Here is a 22,691-nt window from a genome sequence, read left to right on the forward strand (position 1 = left end):
TGGCCGAACTGTCATATAGTCCGGCCCCATGAGGGCGATCTGGGGGGCGACCGGGCGGCTGCGCGCGGCACCGGAAGAGGCGGTACTACGCGTTGCGGTGGTGGCGATCGCCGCCGTCCAGGCGATCGTGCTCGGCGTGCTCGCCCGCCGTGGCTCCTGGCTGAGCGACGACCTCGACTTCCTCGTCCAAGGCGGCAAGGGCTTCGCTCCTCGCGAGCTGCTCGTCCCGGTCAACGACCACATCGCCCCCGGCCTGCGTTTCGTCTACGCGGTCTTCGCCCAGGTGGCCCCGTTGAACTACGACCTCACGGTCGTCTGGCGGGTGCTGATGCAAGCACTGGCGATTGCGTTGATGGGCTTCCTGCTGCTCCGATTGCTGGGCACCAGTTGGTGGGTCGTCACCGGTACTGCGCTCTACGCACTGGCTCCGGTCAGCATGCCGTCGTTCATGTCACTGTCCAGCGCCGTCAACAATCTGCCCACGCACGTCTTCGGTCTGCTCGTCCTGCACGCCATCGTCGACTGGCACTCCGGCCGCCGGCACAGAGCAGTTGCCTACGGCCCCCTTTCGTTGCTGATCTCGTTGGCCTGCTGGGAGAAGTCGGGCCTGATCATGGCCACCGCACTCGCCCTGGCGCTCTACCTGCGCAAGGTGCCGCTGCGCCAATGGGTGCGGCAGAGCTGGCCGCTCGGCGCCGCGTTCGCCGTCCCAGTCGTTGCTTTCAGCATCCTTTACTTGACGCACGGCCACCCGTCCAGGGGCAGCTGGCCAGGCTTCGGGGAGCTGCTCGAAGAGGGTGCACGCTCGTTCGCGGTACCGATCGGAACGCTGGCCGGCGGACCGTGGCGCTGGGCCGCGTTCGACACGGCGTTCGGTCTCGCCGACGCACCCCTCGCGGCCGTCGTACTGGGTGCCGTCGTACTGGCCGCCCTGCTCGTGGCCGCCTGGCGGACGGACCCTCGAGTCCTTCTCCTCTGGGGATCTCTGCTCGCCTATGTACTGACAACCTGGCTGCTGGTGTCGTACGGCCGGTCCGCGGTCTTCGGCGCGGTCTTCACCCTGCACTACCACTACTGGTCGGACATCTCGATCCCGCTGACGCTGGCCGTCGTCCTGTCCGCGCGATCCGTCCACCCCCGCGTCGAGTGGGCTCGCCTGGCTCCCGCTGCTGTCGCCTGCTGCCTGGTTGCCTGGACCGCCGGAGTCGTCGTCTCGGACGCCGGCTTCGCCCAGAGCTGGGGCAAGAACCCCGCCCGGCCGTACTTCGGCAACGTCACCGCCGAGCTCGACAAGGCCGGCCCGGCGGTCAACCTGTGGGACGTCTCGATGCCCACGACGATCTCGGGGCTACTGTCCGCCGACAACCGCCTCTCCCCCGTCCTACGCACCGCCGGCGTCCCGTTCCGGCTGCAGGGCCCCGGCCCCGACATCTCCATCGTCACCGAACTCGGTGAAGTCCGGCCGTCGACGCTGAAAGTCTGGGCGACGTCGCACACCCCCGGCGGCTGTGCGACAGAACTGAAAGGTACGACGCCCGTGACGCTGCCGCTGAAGAAGCCGGGGCTCGACTACGGCCCGACCCGCTGGTTCGCGAAGCTCTCCTATATCACCAACCAGGAGGTCCGGGTGCTGGCCGAGCTGATCGATGCCGACGGCAAGGTCGTAGCGATGCCGCTGCCCGACCAGGCCTGGCCGAGCGGCTTCACCACGATGTACTTCGGTCCGTCCGCGCCGATCCAGGCGACCGAAGTCCGGCTGCGGGCCGTGGATCCGGACGACTCAGTCTGTCTGGGCGAGTTCGAGCTCGGCCTGCCGGTGGTGTTGTGATGAGGCGGATGAGGTTCCCGGCTCTGGACGGGCTGCGAGCGATCGGCGCACTGGCCGTCGTGACCACCCATGTCGGCTTCCAGAGCGGCGAATCGCTGAACGGGCCGTTCGCCGGACTGCTGGCGCGACTGGACGTCGGTGTCGCCATCTTCTTCGCCATCTCCGGGTTCCTGCTCTACCGGCCGCATGTCGTCGCCTGGTTCGACGAGAGCGAGCCGCCCCTGCTGTTGCCGTACCTGCGCAACCGGGCGCTGCGCATCGTGCCCGCGCTGTGGGTCGCGGTACTGCTGGCCGCCTTCCTGGTGCGCCACGACCAAACCATCGGCTGGCTGACCTACCTACGGCACGCCACCTTCACCCAGATCTATATCGAGAGCCCTTCCGTACCAGGCCTGTCGCAGCTGTGGAGCCTCGCGACCGAAGTGGCCTTCTATCTGCTGCTGCCCTTCATCGCCAAGCTGCTGACGAGCTACGAGCGGCCCACCCGGCGGGGAGTCCGGTGGCGGCTGGCAGTGCTGTTCGGGTTCGCGCTGCTCGGTCCGGTCTGGATGGCCGGCGTCAACGCGACGGACCACAGCCTGGCGGGCCTGTGGCTGCCCGGCTACATCGGCTGGTTCGCGGTCGGCATGGGCATGGCGCTGTGGCAGGTCGCCCGGGCCAGCGGGCGGCTCGGCCCGTCCGCGCTAGACACCCTCACGAAGATCCCCGGCACCGTCTGGGGGATCGCGATCGCGCTGTTCCTGATCGCCGCCACGCCGATCGCTGGTCCGTACGGCCTCAGCGTGCCGACTCCGGCCCAGGCGTTCGTGAAGTGCCTGCTCTACACCGGCATCGCCGCGTGTGCGCTGTTCCCGGCGGTCAGTCCGACCCGCCGGACGGCCGGAGTCCTGGGCGGCAAGGTCGGACATATCGCCGGCGATCTCTCGTACAGCGTCTTCGTCTATCACCTGATCGTGTTGAGCCTCGTCCAGCGGCTCTTCGACCAGCAGCTCTTCAGCGGACACTTCGCGCTGCTCTACTGGCCGACTCTCGGAGCGACGATCGCGGTGGCTGCTGCCAGCTACTACGGGCTGGAGCGGCCGATCATGCGCCGCGGCCGGAAGGACCGGACCTACGACGTCTCCGGAGTCGGCCGGGACAGCAACGCCAGCGCGCAGCCGAAGAGGATCGACGACTGGACCAAGCCGGAGATCAAGCCCGCTCCCCCGTTCGGCCACGGCTGAACCGCCGCCACCAGCGATCCCAGCAGGACGACACCGACCACGACCGCGATGAGGATCAGCCGGCGTCCGTCGAGGAACCAGGCGAGCAAGGCGGCGAGCAGAGTGGCACCGAGGCCGATCCAGCCGGCCATGAACGTCCCTGCCGCGACGGCCAGCACGGAAGCGATCCAGGGCCCGACGCGGCCGGCCTCGCGCAGCCTGTGCCCACTGCGCCGGCGACGCCTTCGGGCGAAGATCGCCACTCCCAGCACACCCAGGAACGCGATCAAGCCGACCAGCAGCCCGGCGCGGTAGTCCCGGTCCGGCGTGAAGCGAGCTGTGACCACCTGCTCCGCTCCGGCCGGCAGAATCCAGCCCTGCTGCCAGCCGCCGACCCTTAGCGGGACCAGCTTGCGGCCACTGCCGTCGTAGGCATCCCAGCCTACGCTGAAGTTCTGCGCGACCGTCAGTACCGACTGCTCGTCCGCCTGCGGTACCTCCAGGCTCATCGAAGCTGGTGTGGGCCGCCAGACATCCACGCTCTTGACCGGACTGACGGCTGTGTCGCCGAAGCCGGGGCGGGTCAGCTTGACCTCGGTCGGCACGAAGTCAGGGCTCGCCGTGACATCGACCGTGTGCCGGCCGCCCTGGAGCTGGACCGTGTCCTGCTGGCAGAGGGCGAAGCTGAGTGGCCGCCGCTGCAGGACATCGCGGACGGTACCTGTGAGGGCCGTGGGCCGGTCCACGCCGTCGATCCGGACCGACGGCCCGAAACCGCACTGCGATCCGGTGACAGCGTTCAGGTCGACCGCCTTGCGGAGTTGGTCGATGCCGACCACGCGCAACTCGGAGATGCCGACCGGGAGGTGCCGGGCGAACCCACTGGCGGCGTCCACGTCGATGGACTGATCGTTGCCGGTGAAGGCGATCACGATGTACTTCCGCACGGCGGATCCCGCGGGCAACGTGACGTAGCCTTCCGGATCGACCTTGTACTCGGTGGCCGGTCCGGAGTCGAGACTGACGGACACGGTGGTCGCCCGGGAGGCCGCCAGGTACGGGTCGTTCAGGAACTGCAGCCGGGTCACCGGCTTTTTCTTTGCCCCCGGCAACCTCAAGGTCAGGGTCGGCTGCAGGTCGTCCGGACCGGCGACCCAGCCGGTGCCGAGATCCCGGTCGACGACCGCGCCGGGCCGCCCCTCGGGCGCGGTCACCGCCCGCGACGATGCTGCCGCACGGATCGGCGCGGGCCGATCCAGCAGCCGCTCCAGCGCGTCGCCGTCCCTCGGCAACGCGGTCCCTTCCAGCCGGTACGCCGCGGCCTGGGGCAGCTCGACGCTCCGCAGCAGGCCGGTCGCCTCCTCGGAGTCGCGCGCGTTGCCCGCCCGGCACAACGGCCGGGTGCCGGCGTGCAGGCAGGCCGATCGACCGATCTGCTGGTTCCGGAACACGAGCGCGTCGGGCTGGCGATCCGGACCGGCCGGCACCACCAGTCTGCTCACCGGTGTCACGCCGGGCAGCAGGACCTCGGAGATCGAGACACCGTTGGGGTTCTTCCCGTCGGTCACGCCGACGGTGATCCGGAGCCGCTGGGTGGTCCCGGGCGGTGCCGAGATCCCCTGCGGCTTGTCGGTGTCCTGGACGGCCGACGTCAGCGAACCACGATCGGTGTCGACCTTGACCGTGCGGATTGCTTCATTGGTCGGTGCCGCCAGGGAGAACTGCACCTTGAGGTTGTCGAGCGACTGCGGCGCCGCGAAGGTCAGCTCCAGCCACTCACCACTGCTGCGGCCGAAGTTCCCGGAAATCCAGCGGGTGAGGGGATCACCGTCGACGGCGGCCGACGGCCCGTTGCCGGGCCCCACCCTGAGGGTCGCGTCGGCGTCCGCTGCCGATGAGGAGGCCTGTACGTCGGTGACGCCACCCGCCCACGATCTCGCCGTCAACGCGGCGGCCGGGTCGACGACGTAGTCGAGTGTGCGCCGCCGCTGCCGACCTGGGTCATCAGGGGTCAGTACAGGTGACACGTTCTCCGCGGGTCTGCCGACACTCACCTCTCGGCGCTGCAGCCCGTCGGTCTGCACGAGCTGAAGCTTGTCGAGCCCCTTGGCGTCGGTGCTCGTCACTGCTTCCCGGTCGCCGCCCAGCGCGGTCAACACCGCCGGTACATCTTCAGGAGCACCACGCACCTCGACCAGCTGCGACTGCGGGACCAGCCTCGCCGGGCTCACCTCGCCGACGTCGTAGATCTCTACACTCGGGAACGGCAGTCTGGTGTGCTCATCGAGCGTCAGGCCGGGCTGCTCGATGGAGCTGCCGGTCGGCGGGCCGAAGTACGCGACTCGCTTGAGGCCTGACTCGTCCAGGCTCTCGTGGACGGCCAGGGTCGGGCTCACCTGGGCGTCGATGCGTAGGTCGTTCCGCACGACGACGTACCTCACCCCTGCCCTGACCAATGCCTGCTGCAGCGTCTTGTCGCCGACTCCTGAGCCCAGTCGCCGCTCAACCTCGTCCAGCCACCGCGTAGTACCGGCTGATCCCAGCGGCACTGCGTCCCTGACCGCCAGTGGCCGCTTCAACAGCGACTGGAACGGCTCGTCCTTGGTAGAACCCCAAGTGAAGTCAGCAAAGGACGCAGCCGGTACTACGAGCACGCTGCCGGTCGTCTGCTGACTGTCGAGCCAGGTCGCCGCCTCACGCCAGTGCACCGGGATCGCTTGGTAGGACTCCGGCCGTGGCAGCTGCCCGAACACCGCGGGCGTGGCCACCGAGACGACCAGGCAGGCCGCCAGTACCGGGACTACGCGGCGGTGGACGCCACGGGCCGTCGCCCAGCTCGTCAGGCGAGTCAGGGCGTGCGCTGCGGCCAGTGTTAGCGGCAGCCGGACCACCAGCTCGAACTTGTGAGTGTTGCGGATCGCGGCGAGCGGCCCGTCGAGCAGCTCCTGCAGCTGCGGTGCCAGTGGCGATCCAGCCGTCCCTGCGTGTCCAAGGGTGACCAGCAGCAGGCCGACGACCAGCGAGAGCTGCAGGAAGCCACGGTGCTTCAGCGTGCCCATCGCGAGGCCTACAAGACCTAGTAGGGCGATGGCGGCCGTCGTGAGGATCAGGGCCGGCTGCGTGACGTACAGCCAACCGGCCGGCCAGGTCGGACCGTCGCCTGCCTGCAGGAAGTTCAGCCACTGCGACGTACCGCGGAAGGACTCGAAGGCACTCGCCTTGCTGGTCGTGACCGCGGCGTTCTCGATCCAGTCGAGGAAGGGCGGGCTGTAGCGGCCCAGGATCGCCAGCGGGATCAGCCACCACAACGAGACCGCGAATACGCACCCGAGCCAGCCCACTGCGACCTTGAGCGTCGACCTGTCCAGCCACCGGGTGACCAGCCACAGAGCAGGCAGCACCAGGGTCGCGCCGGTCGCGACCGCGTTGACTCCCCCGACCAGTCCGAACGCCACAGCGGACCAGCCGACCCGCCACCAGCCCGAGCGGGCCTTGGGAGTCACCAGGGGCAGCAGCACCCACGGAGCCATCGCCAGCGGCCAGACCTCGATGGAGGTGATCGCCACCTCGCCGAGCATCCGTGGACTCAACGCGTAGAACATGGCGACGGCGAACCGCGCCCACGGAGCGCCGTACCCGAGAGCGCCGCAGAGCTTCCAGACGCCGAGGAAGGCCACGCACATCACCAGTGACCACCACAGCCGCTGAGCGACCCAGCCCGGCACTGACAGCGTGTCCAGCAACCAGTGGAACGGACCCATCGGCAGCAGGTAGCCGTAGGCCTGGTTCTGCAGCTGCCCGAAGGCTCCCTGCGGATCCCACAGGTGGAGCGAGCGGGCCAGGAACGCGCCTGGTCCGGCGGTGAGGTCGAGCTTGGTGTCCGGGACGATCTTGCCCGGCGCCTGGTGGAAGGACAGCGCGATCAGGATCAGGCAGCCCAGCAGCAGCCGGGTCCGCCAGATCACCTTCTCCTTGCTGGAGGTCTTCTTCATCGGCGCCGAAGCACCACGACGAGGTTCCAGGTCGCGAACTCCCGCAGCCCGGGCACCGCCAGTACGCCGTACGCCCAGCGTGGGTGGTACCGCGGGAAGGCTGCGACCAGCTCGGCGTCGCGGCACGAGCGTGCCCAGCGCAGGCCGCCGGCGACGGTGATCGGGAAGAGCGATTCACCGAATTTGTTCTTCGGTGGTTTGCCCTGCTTGCGCTCGTAACGCCGCGCGGCCCGGTGGCCACCGAGGAAGTGCCAGGGCGCGGTCTCGTGGCCGCCGTGCAGCCCCCACCAGCCCGTGTAGGACAAGAAGATCGTGCCGCCGGGTTTGGTGACGCGGACCAGCTCGTCGGCCATCAGCCACGGGTCGGGCACGTGCTCGAGAACGTTCGAGGAGAAGCAGATGTCGATCTCGCCGTCGCCGATCGGCAAGGCCATTCCGCTGCCCAGGACGGTGCCCGGCACTGGCTCACCACGGCCGCTGAGCTCGCCGAGATCGGAGTCGACCGCGTAGTAGGTCGCCCCCGCGGCGCGGAAGGCGTCCGCGAAGTAGCCGGGGCCGCCGCCGACGTCGAGCATCCGCGCGCCGCGCAGGTCGGCGTACGAGGAGAGCTGGCCGACCGAGTCCGCGGCGAGCGTCCCGTAGAAGTGATCGGGGTCGGTCTGCTCGACCCCGAACGCCCGGAACAACCGCACAGCGCGGCCGAGATCGGCCGTCCAGCCGACGGTGGTCACAGGGCTCGGAATCGCTTCGGACACAGGCCGGACCCTAACCGATATCGCGAGCTCTGGCGGACATCGTTACTCCCTGGTAACCTCGCGGCCTCATCCGCGGGGGCGGACTAGCGGAAGGTGGGGCATTACCGGTGCGCGAGCAGACCGTGCTGTTGCTGAACTGGCGGGACACGACGAACCCTGAGGGCGGGGGTTCGGAACGGTGTGTGGAGGAAGTTGCGAGAGGCCTTGCAGCGATGGGCTGGTCCGTCACCATGCTCTGCGCGGCCTACCCCGGCAGCCCTCGTGAGGCCCGCCGCCATGACGTCCGGTACCTGTACCGCGGCAGCAAGGTGACCGTGTACCTGTGCGGGCTGCTCTACGCATTGCTGCACCGCCCTGCCCACGTCATCGACGTGCAGAACGGCCTCCCATTCTTTACCCGCCTCGTACGTCGTACCGGGGTCGTCGTGCTCGTGCATCACGTGCACCAGGAGCAGTGGCAGGTCGTGTACCCGGGATGGAAGGGTCGGCTCGGGTGGTGGCTGGAGTCGCGGGTGGCTCCCCGGCTCTACCAGGACTGCCGTTACGTGACCGTGTCGTCGGCATCGCGCGATGAGCTGCAGGCGCTCGGGGTGGAGCGGGCACGCATCGACGTGATCCACAACGGGACCGACCCTGCGCCGCCACGTCAACTGCCGCAGGCGACTGCGCCCACTGTGGTCTGCGTCGGACGGATCGTGCCGCACAAGCAGGTGGAGCACGCGGTCGACGCCATTGCTGAAGCCAGGAAGGTATTGCCGGACGCACGGCTGCTCGTCGTCGGGTCTGGGTGGTGGGAGGACTCGCTGCGCTCCTACGTGGAGTCGCGCGGCCTGCAGGACGCCGTGGAGTTCCGGGGGCACGTCAGCGAGGCCGACAAGCATGCGGCGTACGACGAGGCCTGGGTGCTTGCCCTGCCGAGTCTCAAGGAGGGTTGGGGACTGGTGGTCGGCGAGGCGGCAGCGCACGGCGTACCGACTGTCGCCTATCGCAGTGCGGGTGGACCGACCGAGTCGGTGCAGCACGACGCCACGGGGCTCCTGGTGGACACCGAGGCCGAGTTCAGCACCGCCATCCTGTCGCTGCTGCAGGACGAGGCCGACCGGCGCAGGTTGTCGACGGGCGCGCTGGCGTCGGCGGGCAACTTCACCTGGGCGGCGACCGTCCGCGGGTTCGATCGCGTGCTCTGCGGTGAGGTCGTGACAGCAGAAAAGCCGGCCAGCGTTCGCTGACCGGCTGTCTGAAAAGCTAGCTGCTACTTGCCCCCGTAGTTGACGAGCGGGACGTCCACCTGGCCCGCGCTGGTCTGACCAACGGGCGCTTTCGGCTCGTCCTGCACGGTCTGCACGACCCCGACGACAGCGGCGGTCGAGACGGCCATGCCGGCGAGTACTGCCAACACAGCACCAATCAGAGTTCCCATGAAGCGTGTCCCCTCCTAGACAAGTAAACCGGATGGTAACAACCGGCTAGTAACTTCGCTAGAGGCTGGAACGGACTCGCTTTCGCTCAGTGATCGTTCCTACCGCGGCGGCGGCTAGTACAGCACCTGCGAGGGTCCAGGCGGCTAGTACCAGGACTACTGCCCAGGGGCGGGCGTCTTGCTCTGCAGGGCTTCCCGCGATGCGGTAGACGATGACTGTCGGGCCGCTGAACTCCTCGATGAGCTGTGGGGTGAGCTCGCGCGGGGACGGGCCGCCTGCGTCCCGGTCGACGACCACCCAGCCGACGCCTTGCTGCTGCAGGGCCTGGGCCGGGTCCACTCCGGAGCGGACGGACTCCCGGAGGGCGGTGGCGATCGCGGTTGCTCTGGGGTCTTCGCCGGCCAGGCGGCGGCCGTCGACGATCAGCTCGTCGGGGACGATCGATGGTCTGGAGAAGTAGCGCGGCATCGGGTCGAGCACCGGGCGGCGGCCGTTCCAGGCGGGTGCTCGGTAGGACTCGAACGGCCAGGGGATGAACTCGCCCGTTGCCTTGTCACTCGCCAGCGCCCGGCGGGCCTGCGCCCAGTCGGCCGGGTACTGCGCAGGCTTGAGCCCGTCGCCACCGGCCAGCGACGGCATCGCTGCGATCGGGATAAGGGCCGCTGTGGCTCCCACCATCCACTTCATCGGCACTACGCGCAGTACTGCGGCCAGGGCGACCCCGAAGCCGAGGGACTCGAGCAGGACCAGCGGGCCGAGGTACCGCTGCCCGTCCCGGAACAGCCCCGCGCCCGGCACCTCCCGCACCGCCCACGCCAACACCCCGGGCGCCACCACGCCGGCCATCCCCACTACAAGCCCCAGCAGGCCAAGCACCACGAGCCCTCTGACCAGGCGCTCCGGTCGGCGCCACCAGATCACCACACCCGCAATAGCCACCATCAAGACCAGGTAGCCGAGCACTACCGGCACCAGCTGTCCCCGGCTCCCCGGCACCACATCCGCATTCCAGACCCCGCCCAACGTGAGCAACGTCGGCAGGGTGCCCCCATACCCCTCATCCCGAGCCGCAAAAGCCCGCACAGCCGCCGGATCCGACGTAGCAGCCACCACCCGAGCCACCCCAGCCACCACCCAAGGCGCATTCAAAGCAGCAGCCCCGACCAACACCATCCGCGTCAGCCGTACCGTTCCCCGCCCAGGCGTCTGCTTTGGCCACAGGAGAACTGCGGCCGCCACCAGCAGGCCGGTGATTCCGCCGGAGGCGGTCAAGGCGCAGCCGGCTGAAGCCAGCAAGAAGCCCGGCCAGCCCTCCCCTTGTCTCACCCTCAACGCGGCGCGGACCAGCCACGGAAGGGCGGCGTAGCCGAGCAGGAGGGCCCAGGCACCCAGATGGAAGCGCTCGGCTACGAACGGGTTCCAGACGTACAACGTGGTGGCTGCAGCTCCAGCCAGCGGGCCGCCGAGGCGTAGGTGGCGCCAGAGGGCCGTCATGCCCAGCCCGCTCAGGAGCGGGATCGCTACCAGTACCAGCTTGTTGAGCAACTGGCCGCCAAGGAGCTCGTCCAGTACTGCGACCAGTACGTCCGAGGGGACGGCGCGCGGCAAGGCGGTTGTGACTCCGAACAGGTCAAGCCGTAGCGTGAGGTCGGGCACGAAGACCATGTCGTAGCCGACCACGTACCCAGGAGCGAGCAGTGGCGCGGTGATCAGCACGGTCAGCAGCACTGGCCAGGACCACGGCAACCACCGCGCCAGCCGGGTGGATCCCCCCTCCACGCCTACCTCCTCGCAAGTGATGTGTTCATGCCTTCCCCGCCCCAAGTCTTTAGCGCAACCTACCCGCCAGCCAGCAGAACAGAAGCCGCATGACCTCTGAGATGACTCCCGACCAGCAGCCCGTCGCGCCGAAGCTCGGCTTCCTGCGCAGCGCCACCGTGGTAGCGGTCGGCATGGCCATCATGAACGTAGCGGCCTACGGTTTCACCTTGTTTGCGGTGCACCGGCTCGTCCCGGAGCAGTTCAGCGCCGTCATCGCCCTTCTCGGCCTGCTCCTGATCGGCAATGTGGTCCCCCTCGGCCTGCAGGCGTCGGGCGCCCGCCGGATCGCCACCCACGTCGGCCCCGGCCGGGAGGCGCTTGCCGACGCCCTGCTCAAGGCGGGCCGTCGCTCAGCGCTCGGACTGACCGCTGTCAGCCTGATCGCCGCGCCGCTGCTCGTCTGGCTGCTGCACATCGATTCAGTGCTCGCGGTACTGCTCCTGGCGCCCACACTCGGCGGTCTGACCCTCATGGGGTCGCAGCTCGGCGTACTGCAGGGCAGCGAGCGCTGGACCGAGCTGGCCGGCATGTACGTCGCAGTTGGCGTCGGGCGTTTCGCCTTCGGAGCCGGTGGCCTGCTGGTCCACCCGAGCCTCACCGCCGCCATGATCGGCATTGCGATCGGGGCGGCGGTACCGCCACTGGTCGGCAGCATGCTGCTCCGCGGCTCCACCGGCGGCACACCAGAGCAAGTCAAGGAAGTACTGCGGGAGACGGTGCACGGCACTCACGCCCTGCTCGCCTTCTTCGCCATCGCCAACGCCGACGCGCTGCTCGCCCGGGCCATGATGGATGGCGAGCACAGCGGGTACTACGCGGCCGGCGTGATCGTGGCCAAGGCCTGTTTGTTCCTGCCCCAGTTCGTGATCGTGATCGTGTTCCCGTCCCTGGCCAACTCCCCCGGCGACACGCTCCGCCTCCGCCGCTCGATCCAGGCGGTAGCCGCGCTCGGCGTCTGCTGTGTGCTCGGCGCACTGTTGCTGCCGGACCTCGTGGTGACCGTTGCCGGCGGCAAGGAGAAGTACCCCTTCCTCGGCGACTTCGCCTGGATCTTCGCTCTCGCCGGTTCCGCGTACGCCGTTCTGCAGCTGGTCGTGTACGCCGCGATCGCGCAGCAGGAGAAGCGTGCCGCCCTGGTGATCTGGGTCGGGTTGGCCGTGCTGGCGGTCGCCGCGCTGATCGTCCTGGGCGCCGATCTCGCCACCGGTTTCGCCGCCATCAAGGTGCTGGCCGGGATGACGGCGGCCTGTGCCCTCGCCTTGTCGGCCGTCCTGGCGACAGGGCTTCACCGCCAGACGGCCGACGCCGGCTAGTACTCACTTCTTGCGTCGGGCAACCCCGCCCTGTCTAGGCTCGGCGGCATGACGACACCGAAGTTCATCCTCGACCTGCGCGAGAAGATCGGCCACGACCTGCTCTGGCTGACGGGGATCAGCGGGATCGTGCTGGACGACGCCGAGCGCATCCTGCTGGTCCGGCGGGCCGACACCGGCCTCTGGTCGTTGCCTGCCGGGATCCTGGAGCCTGGCGAGCACCCCGCGGTGGCGATGCTGCGGGAGATCCACGAGGAGACCGGTGTCGAGGCCGAGATCGAGCGCCTGGTCAGCATCGACGTCCTGCCACCCGGCTCCTACCCGAATGGCGACCAGGTCCAGTTCCTCGACCTGACCTTCCGCTGCAGTCCACTCCGCGGCGAGGCCCGGGTGAACGACGACGAGTCCCTCGAGGTCGCCTGGTTCGACCTCACCGGCCTACCGCCGCTGCCCGACCGCCAACTCGCCTCGATCGCCAACGCCCGCAGCGCAGACCCCCTCCCCCTCTACACCGGCCGCCCACTGGCGAACTGACGCGGCAGCTGCAGCCGGGACCAATCGCTCTCGGGTTTGCTAGCGCCGCAGCTCCAGTTGCAGATCGCGGGACCAGCGCTCGCGAGCCGAGGGCTCCTTCGCCAGCTGGGCTGCGAGTTTCTGGCGGCTCGGTACGGAGCGCCCCTGCTCGACCAGCCAAACGGCCTGGCGCAGTGCGGCTCGGGCGGCGTCATCGCGCTTGGGCGTGGCAACGGTCGGGTCGCGCCAGCGGGTCCGCCGGAAAGAGTCGGCCGTCTTCGGCTGGTGGTCGCCGAAGTACTCCCAGATCCGCAGGTCCAACGACACGTTCCGGATCGCGGCCGGCGGCAGCTCGGCCGTCCAGGTCGCCTGCTGCTGCCAGCGCCATGTGTTCGGGCTCGTCTTCTCCCGCGAGGTGATCCCGACGAAGCGCAACTGCCGCCGGATCACGTCCCACTGCGCCGACTCCTCGTCGATCCAGTCCCGCAGGATCGCGTACAGATTGCCGAAGGTGGAGCCGCGGAACACCAGGTCGACGAACACCGTCGGCCGGCCACGCATCAGGTCCGCCGGTGCGAGCCCGTCCGCCGCCAGGTTCGTCCGCAGCTGCCGGAGCTCCTCGCTGGTGAACCCGCGGCCGTCCATCCCGAACAGCGAGAGCGGCACCTGATGCAGCCGGTCCTTCCAGCTCGTCGCGGCGAGTGCGCCGCTGAGCAGGTCGAACCAGCTGTCCACCGAGCGCCCGACGAAGTACAGGTCGCCGCCCCCGCTGTGCGCGAGGACGCGACCAGCACACTGGACCAGATCGTCGAGGCGGTACAACCCCGTCGGCTCGTCACCGTCGAGCAACGAGCCGAGCTGATCCGGCCGGACCAGATCCCAACGGAACGGCCGGTTCGGCTCGTCGGGCATGACCTAGTGCGCAGCCTCGTGCCAGGTGCGGCCGACGCCGACCGAGACGTCCAGTGGGACGGTCATCTCGACGGCGGCGCCCATGTCGCGGCGGACCAGCTCCTCCAGCGTCTCGCGCTCGCCCGGGGCGATCTCGAAGACCAGTTCGTCGTGGACCTGGAGGAGCATTCGCGACTTCAGGCCGGAGGACTTCAGCGAGGCGTCGACCTTGAGCATGGCCATTTTGATGACGTCGGCAGCTGAGCCCTGGATGGGGGCGTTCAGGGCCATTCGCTCGGCCATCTCGCGCCGCTGCCGGTTGTCGCTAGTCAGGTCGGGCAGGTAGCGACGGCGCCCGAGGATGGTCTCGGTGTAGCCGCTCTTGCCGGCCTCGAGGACGATGCTGCGCAGGTAGTCGCGGACGCCGCCGAAGCGCTCGAAGTACTCGTCCATCAAGCCCTTCGCCTCGTCGACGCCGATCTTCAGCTGCTGACTCAACCCGTACGCCGACAGGCCGTAGGCCAGGCCGTAGTTCATCGCCTTGATCTTGGCGCGCATCTCCTGCGTCACCTCGCCGGCCTCCACCGAGAAGACCCGCGCGGCGGTGACCGAGTGGAAGTCCTCGCCGGAGTTGAACGCGTCGATCAGCCCCTGGTCCTCCGACACGTGCGCCATGATCCGCATCTCGATCTGGCTGTAGTCGGCCGACATCAGTGCCTCGAAACCCTCGCCGACGACGAACGCCTCGCGGATCCGGCGGCCCTCCTCGGTCCGGATCGGGATGTTCTGCAGGTTCGGGTCGGTCGAGCTGAGCCGCCCGGTCGCCGCGATCGTCTGGTTGAACGTGGTGTGGATCCGCGCGTCGGCCGGGCTGATCGTCTTCAGCAGCCCCTCGACCGTCTGCCGCAGCCGGGTCGCGTCGCGGTGCGCGAGCAGGAAGGCCAGGAACGGGTGCTCGGTCTTCTCGAACAGCGACTGCAGCGAGTCCGCGTCGGTCGTGTAGCCCGTCTTGGTCCGCTTGGTCTTCGGCATCTGCAACTCGTCGAACAGCACCACCTGCAGCTGCTTCGGCGACCCGAGGTTGATCTCCTTGCCGATCACCTCGTACGCCGCGGTGGCCGCCTCCCGCACACCGGTGGCGAACCGGGCCTCGAGCTCCTCCAGGTACGGCCGGTCGACGGAGATCCCGTCGCGCTCCATCGCCGCGATCACGTCGATCAGCGGGAGCTCCACGTCGGCGAGCAGCGGCGTCCCGGCCTGCTTCTCCAGCTCGGCGTCGAGGGTGTCGGCCAGGTCGGCGATCGCCCGGGCGCGCAGCATCGTCGCGTCCGCGGCCGGGCCGCCCTCGATGTCGTCGAAGCTGAGCTGGCCGTTGTCGGCCTCCTCGCTGCGCAGCTCACGCTTGAGATACCGCACGGTCAGGTCGGCCAGGTCGTACGACCGTTGGTCCGGGCGGGCCAGATACGCGCTCAGCTGGGTGTCGGAGGTGAGCCCACCGAGGGTCCAGCCACGCTCCAGGAACCCGAGCAGCGGGCCCTTCGCATCGTGCAGCGCCTTCGGCTGGTTCTTGTCCGCGAGCCACGCCTGCCAGGCGGCGTCGTCGTCCGGCGTCAGCGTGGCCGGGTCGAACCAGGCCGCCGCCCCCGTCGACGTCGCCAGCGCGAGGCCGGTGATCTCGCCGGTCCCGCGACCCCAGCTGCCCTGGACCGCGACGCCGGTGCGCGCGCCGGTGGAGACGTGCTCCTTGATCCAGGCCTCGACCTCGCCGGGTTTCAGCTGGGCGCCTTCGAGGTCGAAGCCTTCCTCGATCGTCTCCTCGACCTCTTCGTGCTCGGCGACCAGCCGCTCGCGCAGCACCCGGAACTCCAGGCTGTCGAACAGGGTGTGCACCTTGTCGCGGTCCCACGGGTGCCGGACCAGGTCGTCGACGACGACGTCCAGCGTCAGGTCGCGGACCAGCTCGTTGATCTGCCGGTTGCGGATCACGTCGGCCAGGTGGTCGCGCAGCGACTCACCGGCCTTGCCCTTGATCTCGTTCACCCGGTCGATCACGTCGTTCAGCGAACCGAACTGGTTCAGCCACTTCGCCGCGGTCTTGTCGCCGACCCCGGGCACGCCCGGCAGGTTGTCGCTCTTCTCCCCCACCAGCGCGGCCAGGTCCGGGTAGAGCCGCGGCGGGATGCCGTACTTCGCCTCGACCGCGGCCGGGTCCATCCGGGCGATCTCGGAGACGCCCCGCTTGGGGTACAGCACGGTGATGTTGTCGTTGATCAGCTGGAACGAGTCGCGGTCACCAGAGCTGATCAGCACCTCGAAACCCTGCTCGTCACCCTGCGTCGCGAGGGTGGCGATGATGTCGTCGGCCTCCCAGCCGTCGATCTCGGTGGTCGGGATGCGGAGCGCCTCCAGCACCTCCTTGACCAGCGAGACCTGCCCCTTGAACTCGTCCGGCGACTTCGAGCGGCCGGCCTTGTACTCCGTGTACTGCTCGGCGCGGAAGGTCTTGCGGGACACGTCGAAGGCGACGCAGATGTGCGTCGGCTGCTCGTCGCGCAGCATGTTGATCAGCATGGAGGTGAACCCGTACACCGCGTTGGTGTGCTGACCCGTCGAGGTGGAGAAGTTCTCCACCGGCAGCGCGTAGAACGCCCGGTACGCGAGCGAGTGCCCGTCCAGCAGCAGGAGCCGCGGTCGCGCGGTGGAGCCGTCCACCGCCGTACCCGGTTCCTTGGTCATCGTCGAAGAGTCTGTTTCAGGAGCCACACACCGACTCTAGTGGGTCCCACGGACAGTTTTCGCACCCGCACGCGGGGCTCCCGTAGCCTTGTCACATGAGTGATGAGAAGACCGCCTCGGAGCTGGTACCGGGGATGTCGACCGAGGGGACACTGCTCGAGCTGATGGGCATCGCCATCACCGAGGCCGCACCGGACCGGGTCGTCGCGACGATGCCGGTGAAGGGCAACGTCCAGCCGTACGGGTTGCTGCACGGCGGCGCGTCCTGCGTGCTCGCCGAGAGCCTCGGCTCGATCGGCTCCGCGCTGCACGCCGCGGCGTACGGCAAGGTCGCGGTCGGCGTCGACATCAACGCGACCCACCACCGGGCAGTCCGCGACGGGGTCGTCACGGGTGTCGCCACCCCGATCTACCTCGGCCGGACCACCACGTCGTACGAGGTCGTCATCACCGACGACCGGGACAAGCGGGTCTGCACCGCGCGGATCACCTGCCAGCTGATTCAGGCGCCGCCGGGAGCCTGAGCTCCCTCGTACTGCCCGTCTTCGTCATGCAGGGCGCTGTGGTCCTCCACCAGCGGCGAGCGGGTGAGCTGGGCGCGGCGAGCCATCACCGAACGCCTCGACGACAACAGGGCCAGCAGGTTGGGCGCGTGCTCGGCCGCGAGCCGCCGCCGCACGGTATGCGTGCTCGCGAACCGCAGTACGCCGGCCTGCCCCAGCCCCAACCGGGCCAGGAACCTGTTCGCCTCGCGGGCGACCGGCGGGGCGACGACGGCCAGATGCGGGCAGTTCTCGTGCTCGGCCCAGCCGGCCGCCTCGGCGATCAACGCCTTGCCCAGGCCATGCCGGCGGGCGTGGTCGCTGACGTGCAGGTACTCCACCGTCACGGTGACCTCATCGTGCAGCGGGCTGATCGGGGTCTGGCGCAGATAGGCCATCCCACCCAGCTCGCCGTCGATCTCGCCGACCACCAGCCGGCCCGACGGGTCGGCCGCGTGCTTGGCCACGGAGGCCTGCGCGGACTCCACGGACGGCGCGGCGAGCAACCGGGCCTGGTGTCCGGCCCCGAGCACCATCTCGCGCCAGAGCATCACCAAAGCAGCGGCGTCGTCGGGATGGGCGTCGCGCACCTCAATGGCTGGTGCCACGTGGCCCTCCTAGATCTTGATCCACCCCCGAGGTGAACAAGTGCGAGCGGATACGCTCATCCCCCGCGCAACAGTAGGGCCTCGGCCGTCACTTGCAAAGCTGTGACTCGCCCATGCAACCACCCCCGCACCGGCAGTCACCGGCGGGGTGTGAATTGAAACAGGAGACCAGGTTTGTTCATCGGAATCGGTACTGTCGTGAACGTCGCGGCGGTACTCGCCGGATCGGTCCTCGGTGTTCTGATCGGCCATCGACTGAGTCAGCGGACCCGCGACCTGGTCACTGATGCGCTCGGGCTGGTCACGCTGCTGATCGCGATCACCTCGGCACTGACCGTGGGCGATGACGCTCTCAGCAACGCGGTCGGTGACAGCGCTCCGGTGCTGATCGTGCTCGGCGCGATGCTGATCGGTGGCATCGCCGGCTCGCTGCTGCGGATCGAGCAGCGGCTGGAGGGGCTGGGCGCGTGGATGCAGCGCCGGTTCAGTCGCGACGACAGTGAGAGCACTTTCGTCGAGGGCTTCGTCTCGGCGTCGATGGTGTTCTGCGTCGGCCCGCTGACCTTCCTGGGCGCGTTGTCCGACGGCCTGGGCCGTGGCGCCGACCAGTTGTTCCTCAAGTCGGTACTGGACGGGTTCGCCTCGATCGCCTTCGCCGCGTCACTGGGCTGGGGCGTGGCCGCCTCCGCGGTCGTAGTACTGGTCGTCCAGGGCCTGATGACGGCCATCGGCGCAGTACTGGGCGACGTACTCCCCGAGGCCCACGTGACCGCTCTGGGCGCCACTGGCGGGCTGCTGCTGATCGGCGTCGCCCTGCGGCTGCTGAAGATCAAGCAGATCGCCGTCGCCGACCTGCTGCCCGCGCTGATCGTCGCTCCCCTGCTGGTCCAGCTACTCGTCGTCCTCCGCCACTGATTTCGTTGTCAACGGCAAGGAGCCCCGGTCTCGCGACCGGGGCTCCAGGCAACCTTGTACTGCGGGGTGTCAGTCCTCGCCGAGGTACGCCTTGCGGACGTCGTCGTTGACCAGCAGATCGCGCCCCGTGCCGGACAGCACGATCTGGCCGACCTCGAGCACGTACCCGAAGTCGGCACGCTTGAGCGCCGCCTGGGCGTTCTGCTCGACCAGCAGGATCGTGGTGCCCTGCTTCTGCAGCTCGGTGACCGTCGACATGATCAGCTTCATCATGATCGGCGACAAGCCCATCGACGGCTCGTCCAGCATCAGCAGCTTGGGCTTGCTCATCATCGCCCGGCCCATCGCGAGCATCTGCTGCTCACCACCCGAGAACGTCCCGGCCGGCTGCTTGCGCCGCTCCCCCAGGATCGGGAAGAGGTCGTACGCCGCGTCCAGATCGGTCCGGATCGCCGCGTGGTCGTTGCGCGAGAACGCCCCGAGCAGCAGGTTCTCCTGCACCGAAAGGCGCGGGAAGATCCGCCGGCCCTCCGGAGAGTGCGCCAGCCCCCTCGTGACGATGTCGTGGGCCGGCACCTGGTCGATCCGCTCACCCTGGAACCAGATCTCGCCGTGCGTCGGCCGGAGCAGGCCGGAGATCGTCCGCAGCGTGGTCGTCTTGCCGGCGCCGTTCGTGCCGATCAGCGAGACGACCTGGCCCACCTCGACGGAGAAGCTGATCCGCTTCACCGCAACGATCTTGCCGTAGGCAACTTCCAGGTCCTTGACCTCGAGCAACGCGGTCATGCTTTGCCCTCCTCGTCGGCCGCGGTGGTGTCCTGGACGCCGGCATCGGTGATGTCGTCCTCGTCGTCGTCCTCACCGGTGCCGATGTAGGCCTCGATCACCCGTGGATCCGACTGCACCTCGCCCGGCGTGCCCTCGATCAGCGCCTCGCCCCGGACCAGACACAGCACCCGGTCACAGAGGTTGAAGATGAACCGCATGTCGTGCTCGATCACGACCACCGACAAGCCCGAATCCCGGATCTTGAAGATCAGGTCACTGGCCTGTTTGGTCTCCTGCGGGTTCATCCCCGCCGTCGGCTCGTCCAGCAGGATGAGCTTCGGGTCGGTGGCCAGCGCCCGGGCGATCTCGAGCCGGCGCTGGTCGCCGTAGGGCATGTTCCGGGCCAGGTACTCCGTCGACTTGCCGAGCCCGACGAAGTCGAGCAACTCCTGGGCCCGCGCCCTGGTGGCAGCCTCCTCGCGCCGGAACTTCGGCCCGCGCAGGATCGAGGTGATCGCGCCCGAACTGGTCCGGCAGTAGCGCCCGACCATCACGTTCTCCAGCGCCGTCATGTTGGCGAACAGCCGGATGTTCTGGAAGGTCCGGGCCATCCCGGCCCGGACGACTGCCCGCGGCTTGGGTGGCAACGGCGTACCGGCGAAGCGGACCTGGCCGCTGGTCGGCTTGTAGAGGCCGGTGAGGCAGTTGAAGAAGGTCGTCTTGCCGGCCCCGTTGGGGCCGATCAGACCGACGATCTCGCCCTCGCGGACGGTCAGGTTGACATCGTTGACCGCCAGCAGACCACCGAACCGCATGGTCACCCCGGAGGCCTCCAGCACCGGCTCGCCGATCGCGCGCGCCGGGCTTGCCGCCGCTTCGGTGATCGTCATTTCGCCTCCTCGACCAGGTCGCTGCCGATGGCCACCGCGAGCTCCTCGTCGTCCTCGTGGAACTCCAGTTGCCTGCGTCTACTGGCGACCAGTCCCTCAGGACGGAACCGCATCATCAGCACCAGCAGCAGACCGAACATCAGCAGCCGGTACTCCGAGAAGAACCGCAGCTTCTCCGGCAGCAGCTTCAGGATCGTTGCTCCCAGCAACACACCGGCGATGGTGCCCATCCCGCCGAGCACGATCGCCGCCAGCAGGAACGCCGACTCGAGGAACACGTACTGGTCGGGGCTGACGGCGACATCCTGGTGGGCCTTGATGGTGCCGGCCAGGCCGGCCAGGAACGCGCCGATCGCGAAGGCGAGGATCTTCAGTCCGAAGACGTTCACACCCATCGCCTCAGCCGCCTTCTCGTCCTCCCGGATCGCCACCCAGCCACGACCGATCCGGCTGTCGTTCAGCCTGGCGAAGACCAGGATGACGAAGGCGATCAGGATCAGCAGCAGGAAGTAGTAGTTCGTGAACCGGCCCAGCTCGATGCCACCGACGGTGTGCGTGTCACCGAAGTTGAAGCTACCGATCTGCAGCTCCGGAATACCGGGGATGCCGTTCGGGCCGTTGGTCAGCAGCGGACCGTTGGTGCCGTCCAGGTTGTTCATCGTCAACCGGAAGATCTCACCGAAGCCCAGCGTCACGATCGCCAGGTAGTCACCCGAGACCCGCAGCGTCGGCGACCCGATGATGAGCCCCAGCGTGGCCGCCACACAGGCGCCGAGCAGGACGACGATCGGGAACGGCGGGTGCCAGTCGATCGTCGCGAACGCCGACTCGGACAGCATCGCCGCGACGTAGGCACCGGATCCGAGGAACGCGATGTAGCCGAGGTCGAGCAGTCCGGCCAGGCCGACCACGATGTTCAGGCCCATCGCGGTGGCCGCGAAGATCAGCACCTGGGTCGCGATCGACATATTCGCGTCCGACCCGTTCTGGGTGAACGGGAAGAAGAACGCGACCACGAACGCGGCCAGCGTGAGGACCTTCTTGTTCCGCTGCGCGACGTGACTGAACCAGTTCAGGGTGCCGGTACGGAACATCACCACGACGACCACGGCGAAGAAGACCAGGCAGATGATGAACGACCACGCCTCGGTCAGCCCGAGTGCGTAGGCCGCACCGAACAGGACCGCCGCCATCGTCACCGCGATGGCCAGGATCTCCGCCCAGGCCGGCGCCTTCGCCCTGCTCAGGTCTTTCAGCTGCCGCAACGGCAGCAGCCTCGAACCGACCAGCAGCGCGATCGCGCCGGCCAGGCTGATGTACGCACCCGGGTCGACGTTGATCAGACCGCCGGACTCGGTGCCGATCGCGATCAGGATCAGCACCATGTACAGCGTCAGGCCGACCCCGAACGCCCGCAGGCCAAGCGTCGCGTCCAGCCACGGGCCGAGCGACTTGGTCAGCGGACCCTTGATGGCCAGCAGCAGGATCAGCGCCAGCACGGCGCCGATGATCGTCAGCCGCTGCAAACCACCGGGGTCACCGATGTACGACAGGTCACCGAGGATGCTGCGGTCGTAGCTCCAGGACAGGAAGGAGCCGACGATCACCAGCACCACGCCGGCGATCCCCAGTGGCCAGGCCGCGCGGTTCGTTCCCGCCGCCTGCGGAACTGCTGTTTGTGCGGCACTCATGCGCGGTCCACCACCCTTGCTCCGAGCAGACCCTGCGGCCTGAAGACCAGCACCAGGATCAGCAGGACGAAGGCCCAGACATCCTTCCAGGATCCACCGCCGAACTGTCCCGGAACGTACTGAGTGGCCATCGACTCGACGACCCCGAGCACCAGGCCACCGACGACGGCGCCCTGGATGTTGCCGATTCCGCCGAGTACTGCCGCCGTGAACGCCTTCAGACCCGCCAGGAAGCCCATCCGGAACTCGATGTTGCTGTTCTGGAAGCCCTGCGAGATACCGGCGATCGAGGCGAGCACGGCACCGAGGGCGAACGCGACCACGATGATCCGGTCGACGTTGATGCCCATCAGCCGGGCGGTGTCCGGGTCCTGGGAGACCGCGAGCATGCCGCGGCCGAGGCGGGTCCGGTTGATGAAGTACCACAGCAGCACGGTGCAGACGGCCAGGGCGATGATCGTGAAGAGCGCCGACCGCTGGATGGTGACGCCACCGAGCTCCAGCGCCTTACCGGTCACCACGTCGATCTGCGGGAACGGGATCTTCTGCTTGGCGCTCGGCCACTCGACCTTGCCGATGATGTCCTTGTAGACCAGCCAGCTGATCTCCATCAGTACGCCGCTGGCCACCGCCACGACGGCGACCGGCCGCACCAGGGCCTTGGCCCGGTCCGTACCATGCAGGCCGGCGGCGAACAACAGTCCGGCCGCCGTACCGATGATCAGGCCGCCGACGACCGCCGCCAGCGTGATCAGGACGGACAGGTCGGGCTGGGCCAGCCGGAGCAGCCCCCACACCGCGAGCG

The 22,691-nt window shown here is 68.6% G+C and carries 18 protein-coding genes; 7 read left to right on the top strand and 11 right to left on the bottom strand.

Annotation, left to right across the window (positions count from 1 at the left end):
* The first annotated feature begins 28 nt into the window (after window positions 1-28).
* Window positions 29-1,828 (top strand): hypothetical protein, encoded by a 1,800-nt coding sequence (locus G3I17_RS15165; protein ID WP_164596645.1) that lies wholly within the window; start codon window positions 29-31, stop codon window positions 1,826-1,828.
* An 8-nt stretch (window positions 1,829-1,836) separates the two neighbouring features.
* Complete coding sequence (locus tag G3I17_RS15170; protein ID WP_164596646.1) at window positions 1,837-3,051, top strand: acyltransferase; 1,215 nt, start codon at window positions 1,837-1,839, stop codon at window positions 3,049-3,051.
* On the opposite strand, the gene G3I17_RS15175 is transcribed toward G3I17_RS15170, so the two are convergent.
* Together G3I17_RS15175 and G3I17_RS15180 are read right to left on the bottom strand one after the other, a co-directional pair.
* Window positions 2,940-7,022 carry an alpha-(1->3)-arabinofuranosyltransferase gene (locus G3I17_RS15175; RefSeq protein ID WP_164596647.1) on the bottom strand — a complete coding sequence of 1,361 codons (4,083 nt, stop codon included), beginning with the start codon at window positions 7,020-7,022 and terminating at the stop codon, window positions 2,940-2,942. The genes G3I17_RS15170 and G3I17_RS15175 overlap by 112 nt on opposite strands.
* Entirely contained in the window at window positions 7,019-7,777 is a 759-nt protein-coding gene (locus G3I17_RS15180; RefSeq protein WP_343238314.1) for a class I SAM-dependent methyltransferase, read from the bottom strand. Before G3I17_RS15180 ends, G3I17_RS15175 begins: the two co-directional genes overlap by 4 nt.
* A gap of 107 nt (window positions 7,778-7,884) precedes the next feature.
* On the opposite strand from G3I17_RS15180, the gene G3I17_RS15185 reads away from it, so the two are divergent.
* A complete protein-coding gene (locus G3I17_RS15185) occupies window positions 7,885-9,006 on the top strand; it encodes a glycosyltransferase family 4 protein (RefSeq protein ID WP_164596648.1) in 1,122 nt (373 codons plus the stop codon).
* 23 nt (window positions 9,007-9,029) lie between these two features.
* Here the strand turns inward: G3I17_RS15185 and G3I17_RS15190 are convergent, their stop codons facing one another.
* On the bottom strand, window positions 9,030-9,197 hold the full coding sequence (locus G3I17_RS15190) for a DUF2613 family protein (protein ID WP_164596649.1): 168 nt from the start codon (window positions 9,195-9,197) through the stop codon (window positions 9,030-9,032).
* Between the two features lie 58 nt (window positions 9,198-9,255).
* On the bottom strand, window positions 9,256-10,977 hold the full coding sequence (locus G3I17_RS15195) for a hypothetical protein (protein WP_164596650.1): 1,722 nt from the start codon (window positions 10,975-10,977) through the stop codon (window positions 9,256-9,258).
* Between the two features lie 89 nt (window positions 10,978-11,066).
* On the opposite strand from G3I17_RS15195, the gene G3I17_RS15200 reads away from it, so the two are divergent.
* Window positions 11,067-12,332 carry a hypothetical protein gene (locus G3I17_RS15200; protein WP_203590208.1) on the top strand — a complete coding sequence of 422 codons (1,266 nt, stop codon included), beginning with the start codon at window positions 11,067-11,069 and terminating at the stop codon, window positions 12,330-12,332.
* A gap of 48 nt (window positions 12,333-12,380) precedes the next feature.
* Window positions 12,381-12,866, top strand: coding sequence for an NUDIX domain-containing protein (locus tag G3I17_RS15205; protein WP_164596651.1), 486 nt, complete (start codon window positions 12,381-12,383; stop codon window positions 12,864-12,866).
* A 39-nt stretch (window positions 12,867-12,905) separates the two neighbouring features.
* On the opposite strand, the gene G3I17_RS15210 is transcribed toward G3I17_RS15205, so the two are convergent.
* Window positions 12,906-13,757 carry a hypothetical protein gene (locus G3I17_RS15210; RefSeq protein WP_164596652.1) on the bottom strand — a complete coding sequence of 284 codons (852 nt, stop codon included), beginning with the start codon at window positions 13,755-13,757 and terminating at the stop codon, window positions 12,906-12,908.
* A 3-nt stretch (window positions 13,758-13,760) separates the two neighbouring features.
* The gene (gene polA / locus G3I17_RS15215) at window positions 13,761-16,472 is read right to left on the bottom strand and encodes a DNA polymerase I (RefSeq protein ID WP_164596653.1); all 2,712 of its coding nucleotides are present in this window, start codon (window positions 16,470-16,472) and stop codon (window positions 13,761-13,763) included.
* Window positions 16,473-16,567: 95 nt separating this feature from the next.
* On the opposite strand from polA, the gene G3I17_RS15220 reads away from it, so the two are divergent.
* The gene (locus tag G3I17_RS15220) at window positions 16,568-16,996 is read left to right on the top strand and encodes a hotdog fold thioesterase (protein ID WP_164596654.1); all 429 of its coding nucleotides are present in this window, start codon (window positions 16,568-16,570) and stop codon (window positions 16,994-16,996) included.
* On the opposite strand, the gene G3I17_RS15225 is transcribed toward G3I17_RS15220, so the two are convergent.
* Window positions 16,975-17,622: a GNAT family N-acetyltransferase gene (locus tag G3I17_RS15225; protein ID WP_164596655.1), complete on the bottom strand. Its 648-nt coding sequence runs from the start codon at window positions 17,620-17,622 to the stop codon at window positions 16,975-16,977. The two genes, G3I17_RS15220 and G3I17_RS15225, sit on opposite strands and share 22 nt — an antisense overlap.
* A gap of 174 nt (window positions 17,623-17,796) precedes the next feature.
* Between G3I17_RS15225 and G3I17_RS15230 the strand changes: the two genes are divergently transcribed.
* A complete protein-coding gene (locus G3I17_RS15230) occupies window positions 17,797-18,537 on the top strand; it encodes a DUF554 domain-containing protein (protein WP_164596656.1) in 741 nt (246 codons plus the stop codon).
* A 69-nt stretch (window positions 18,538-18,606) separates the two neighbouring features.
* Here the strand turns inward: G3I17_RS15230 and G3I17_RS15235 are convergent, their stop codons facing one another.
* Genes G3I17_RS15235 through G3I17_RS15250 form a run of 4 tightly spaced genes read right to left on the bottom strand, consistent with a single transcriptional unit; the run spans window position 18,607 to window position 22,683 of the window.
* Window positions 18,607-19,323 carry an ABC transporter ATP-binding protein gene (locus G3I17_RS15235; RefSeq protein WP_164596657.1) on the bottom strand — a complete coding sequence of 239 codons (717 nt, stop codon included), beginning with the start codon at window positions 19,321-19,323 and terminating at the stop codon, window positions 18,607-18,609.
* Window positions 19,320-20,195, bottom strand: a complete 876-nt coding sequence (locus G3I17_RS15240) for an ABC transporter ATP-binding protein (RefSeq protein WP_164596658.1) — start codon at window positions 20,193-20,195, stop codon at window positions 19,320-19,322. Before G3I17_RS15240 ends, G3I17_RS15235 begins: the two co-directional genes overlap by 4 nt.
* Window positions 20,192-21,886 carry a branched-chain amino acid ABC transporter permease gene (locus G3I17_RS15245; RefSeq protein ID WP_164596659.1) on the bottom strand — a complete coding sequence of 565 codons (1,695 nt, stop codon included), beginning with the start codon at window positions 21,884-21,886 and terminating at the stop codon, window positions 20,192-20,194. Before G3I17_RS15245 ends, G3I17_RS15240 begins: the two co-directional genes overlap by 4 nt.
* The gene (locus G3I17_RS15250; protein ID WP_343238319.1) at window positions 21,883-22,683 is read right to left on the bottom strand and encodes a branched-chain amino acid ABC transporter permease; all 801 of its coding nucleotides are present in this window, start codon (window positions 22,681-22,683) and stop codon (window positions 21,883-21,885) included. The genes G3I17_RS15245 and G3I17_RS15250 overlap by 4 nt, the downstream gene beginning before the upstream one ends.
* Between the last annotated feature and the right edge of the window lie 8 nt (window positions 22,684-22,691).

Origin of the sequence: Streptomyces sp. SID13031 (assembly GCF_010548305.1) — a bacterium.
GTDB lineage: Bacteria > Actinomycetota > Actinomycetes > Propionibacteriales > Kribbellaceae > Kribbella.

Bases quoted from the DNA above. Each gene is read 5' to 3' on its own strand.
- G3I17_RS15245 (WP_164596659.1), bottom strand. From the start codon at position 21,886: ATGAGTGCCGCACAAACAGCAGTTCCGCAGGCGGCGGGAACGAACCGC.
- G3I17_RS15210 (WP_164596652.1), bottom strand. From the start codon at position 13,757: ATGCCCGACGAGCCGAACCGGCCGTTCCGTTGGGATCTGGTCCGGCCG.
- G3I17_RS15165 (WP_164596645.1), top strand. From the start codon at position 29: ATGAGGGCGATCTGGGGGGCGACCGGGCGGCTGCGCGCGGCACCGGAA.
- G3I17_RS15220 (WP_164596654.1), top strand. From the start codon at position 16,568: ATGAGTGATGAGAAGACCGCCTCGGAGCTGGTACCGGGGATGTCGACC.
- G3I17_RS15240 (WP_164596658.1), bottom strand. From the start codon at position 20,195: ATGACGATCACCGAAGCGGCGGCAAGCCCGGCGCGCGCGATCGGCGAG.
- G3I17_RS15235 (WP_164596657.1), bottom strand. From the start codon at position 19,323: ATGACCGCGTTGCTCGAGGTCAAGGACCTGGAAGTTGCCTACGGCAAG.
- G3I17_RS15170 (WP_164596646.1), top strand. From the start codon at position 1,837: ATGAGGTTCCCGGCTCTGGACGGGCTGCGAGCGATCGGCGCACTGGCC.
- G3I17_RS15200 (WP_203590208.1), top strand. From the start codon at position 11,067: ATGACCTCTGAGATGACTCCCGACCAGCAGCCCGTCGCGCCGAAGCTC.
- polA (WP_164596653.1), bottom strand. From the start codon at position 16,472: ATGACCAAGGAACCGGGTACGGCGGTGGACGGCTCCACCGCGCGACCG.
- G3I17_RS15175 (WP_164596647.1), bottom strand. From the start codon at position 7,022: ATGAAGAAGACCTCCAGCAAGGAGAAGGTGATCTGGCGGACCCGGCTG.
- G3I17_RS15205 (WP_164596651.1), top strand. From the start codon at position 12,381: ATGACGACACCGAAGTTCATCCTCGACCTGCGCGAGAAGATCGGCCAC.
- G3I17_RS15190 (WP_164596649.1), bottom strand. From the start codon at position 9,197: ATGGGAACTCTGATTGGTGCTGTGTTGGCAGTACTCGCCGGCATGGCC.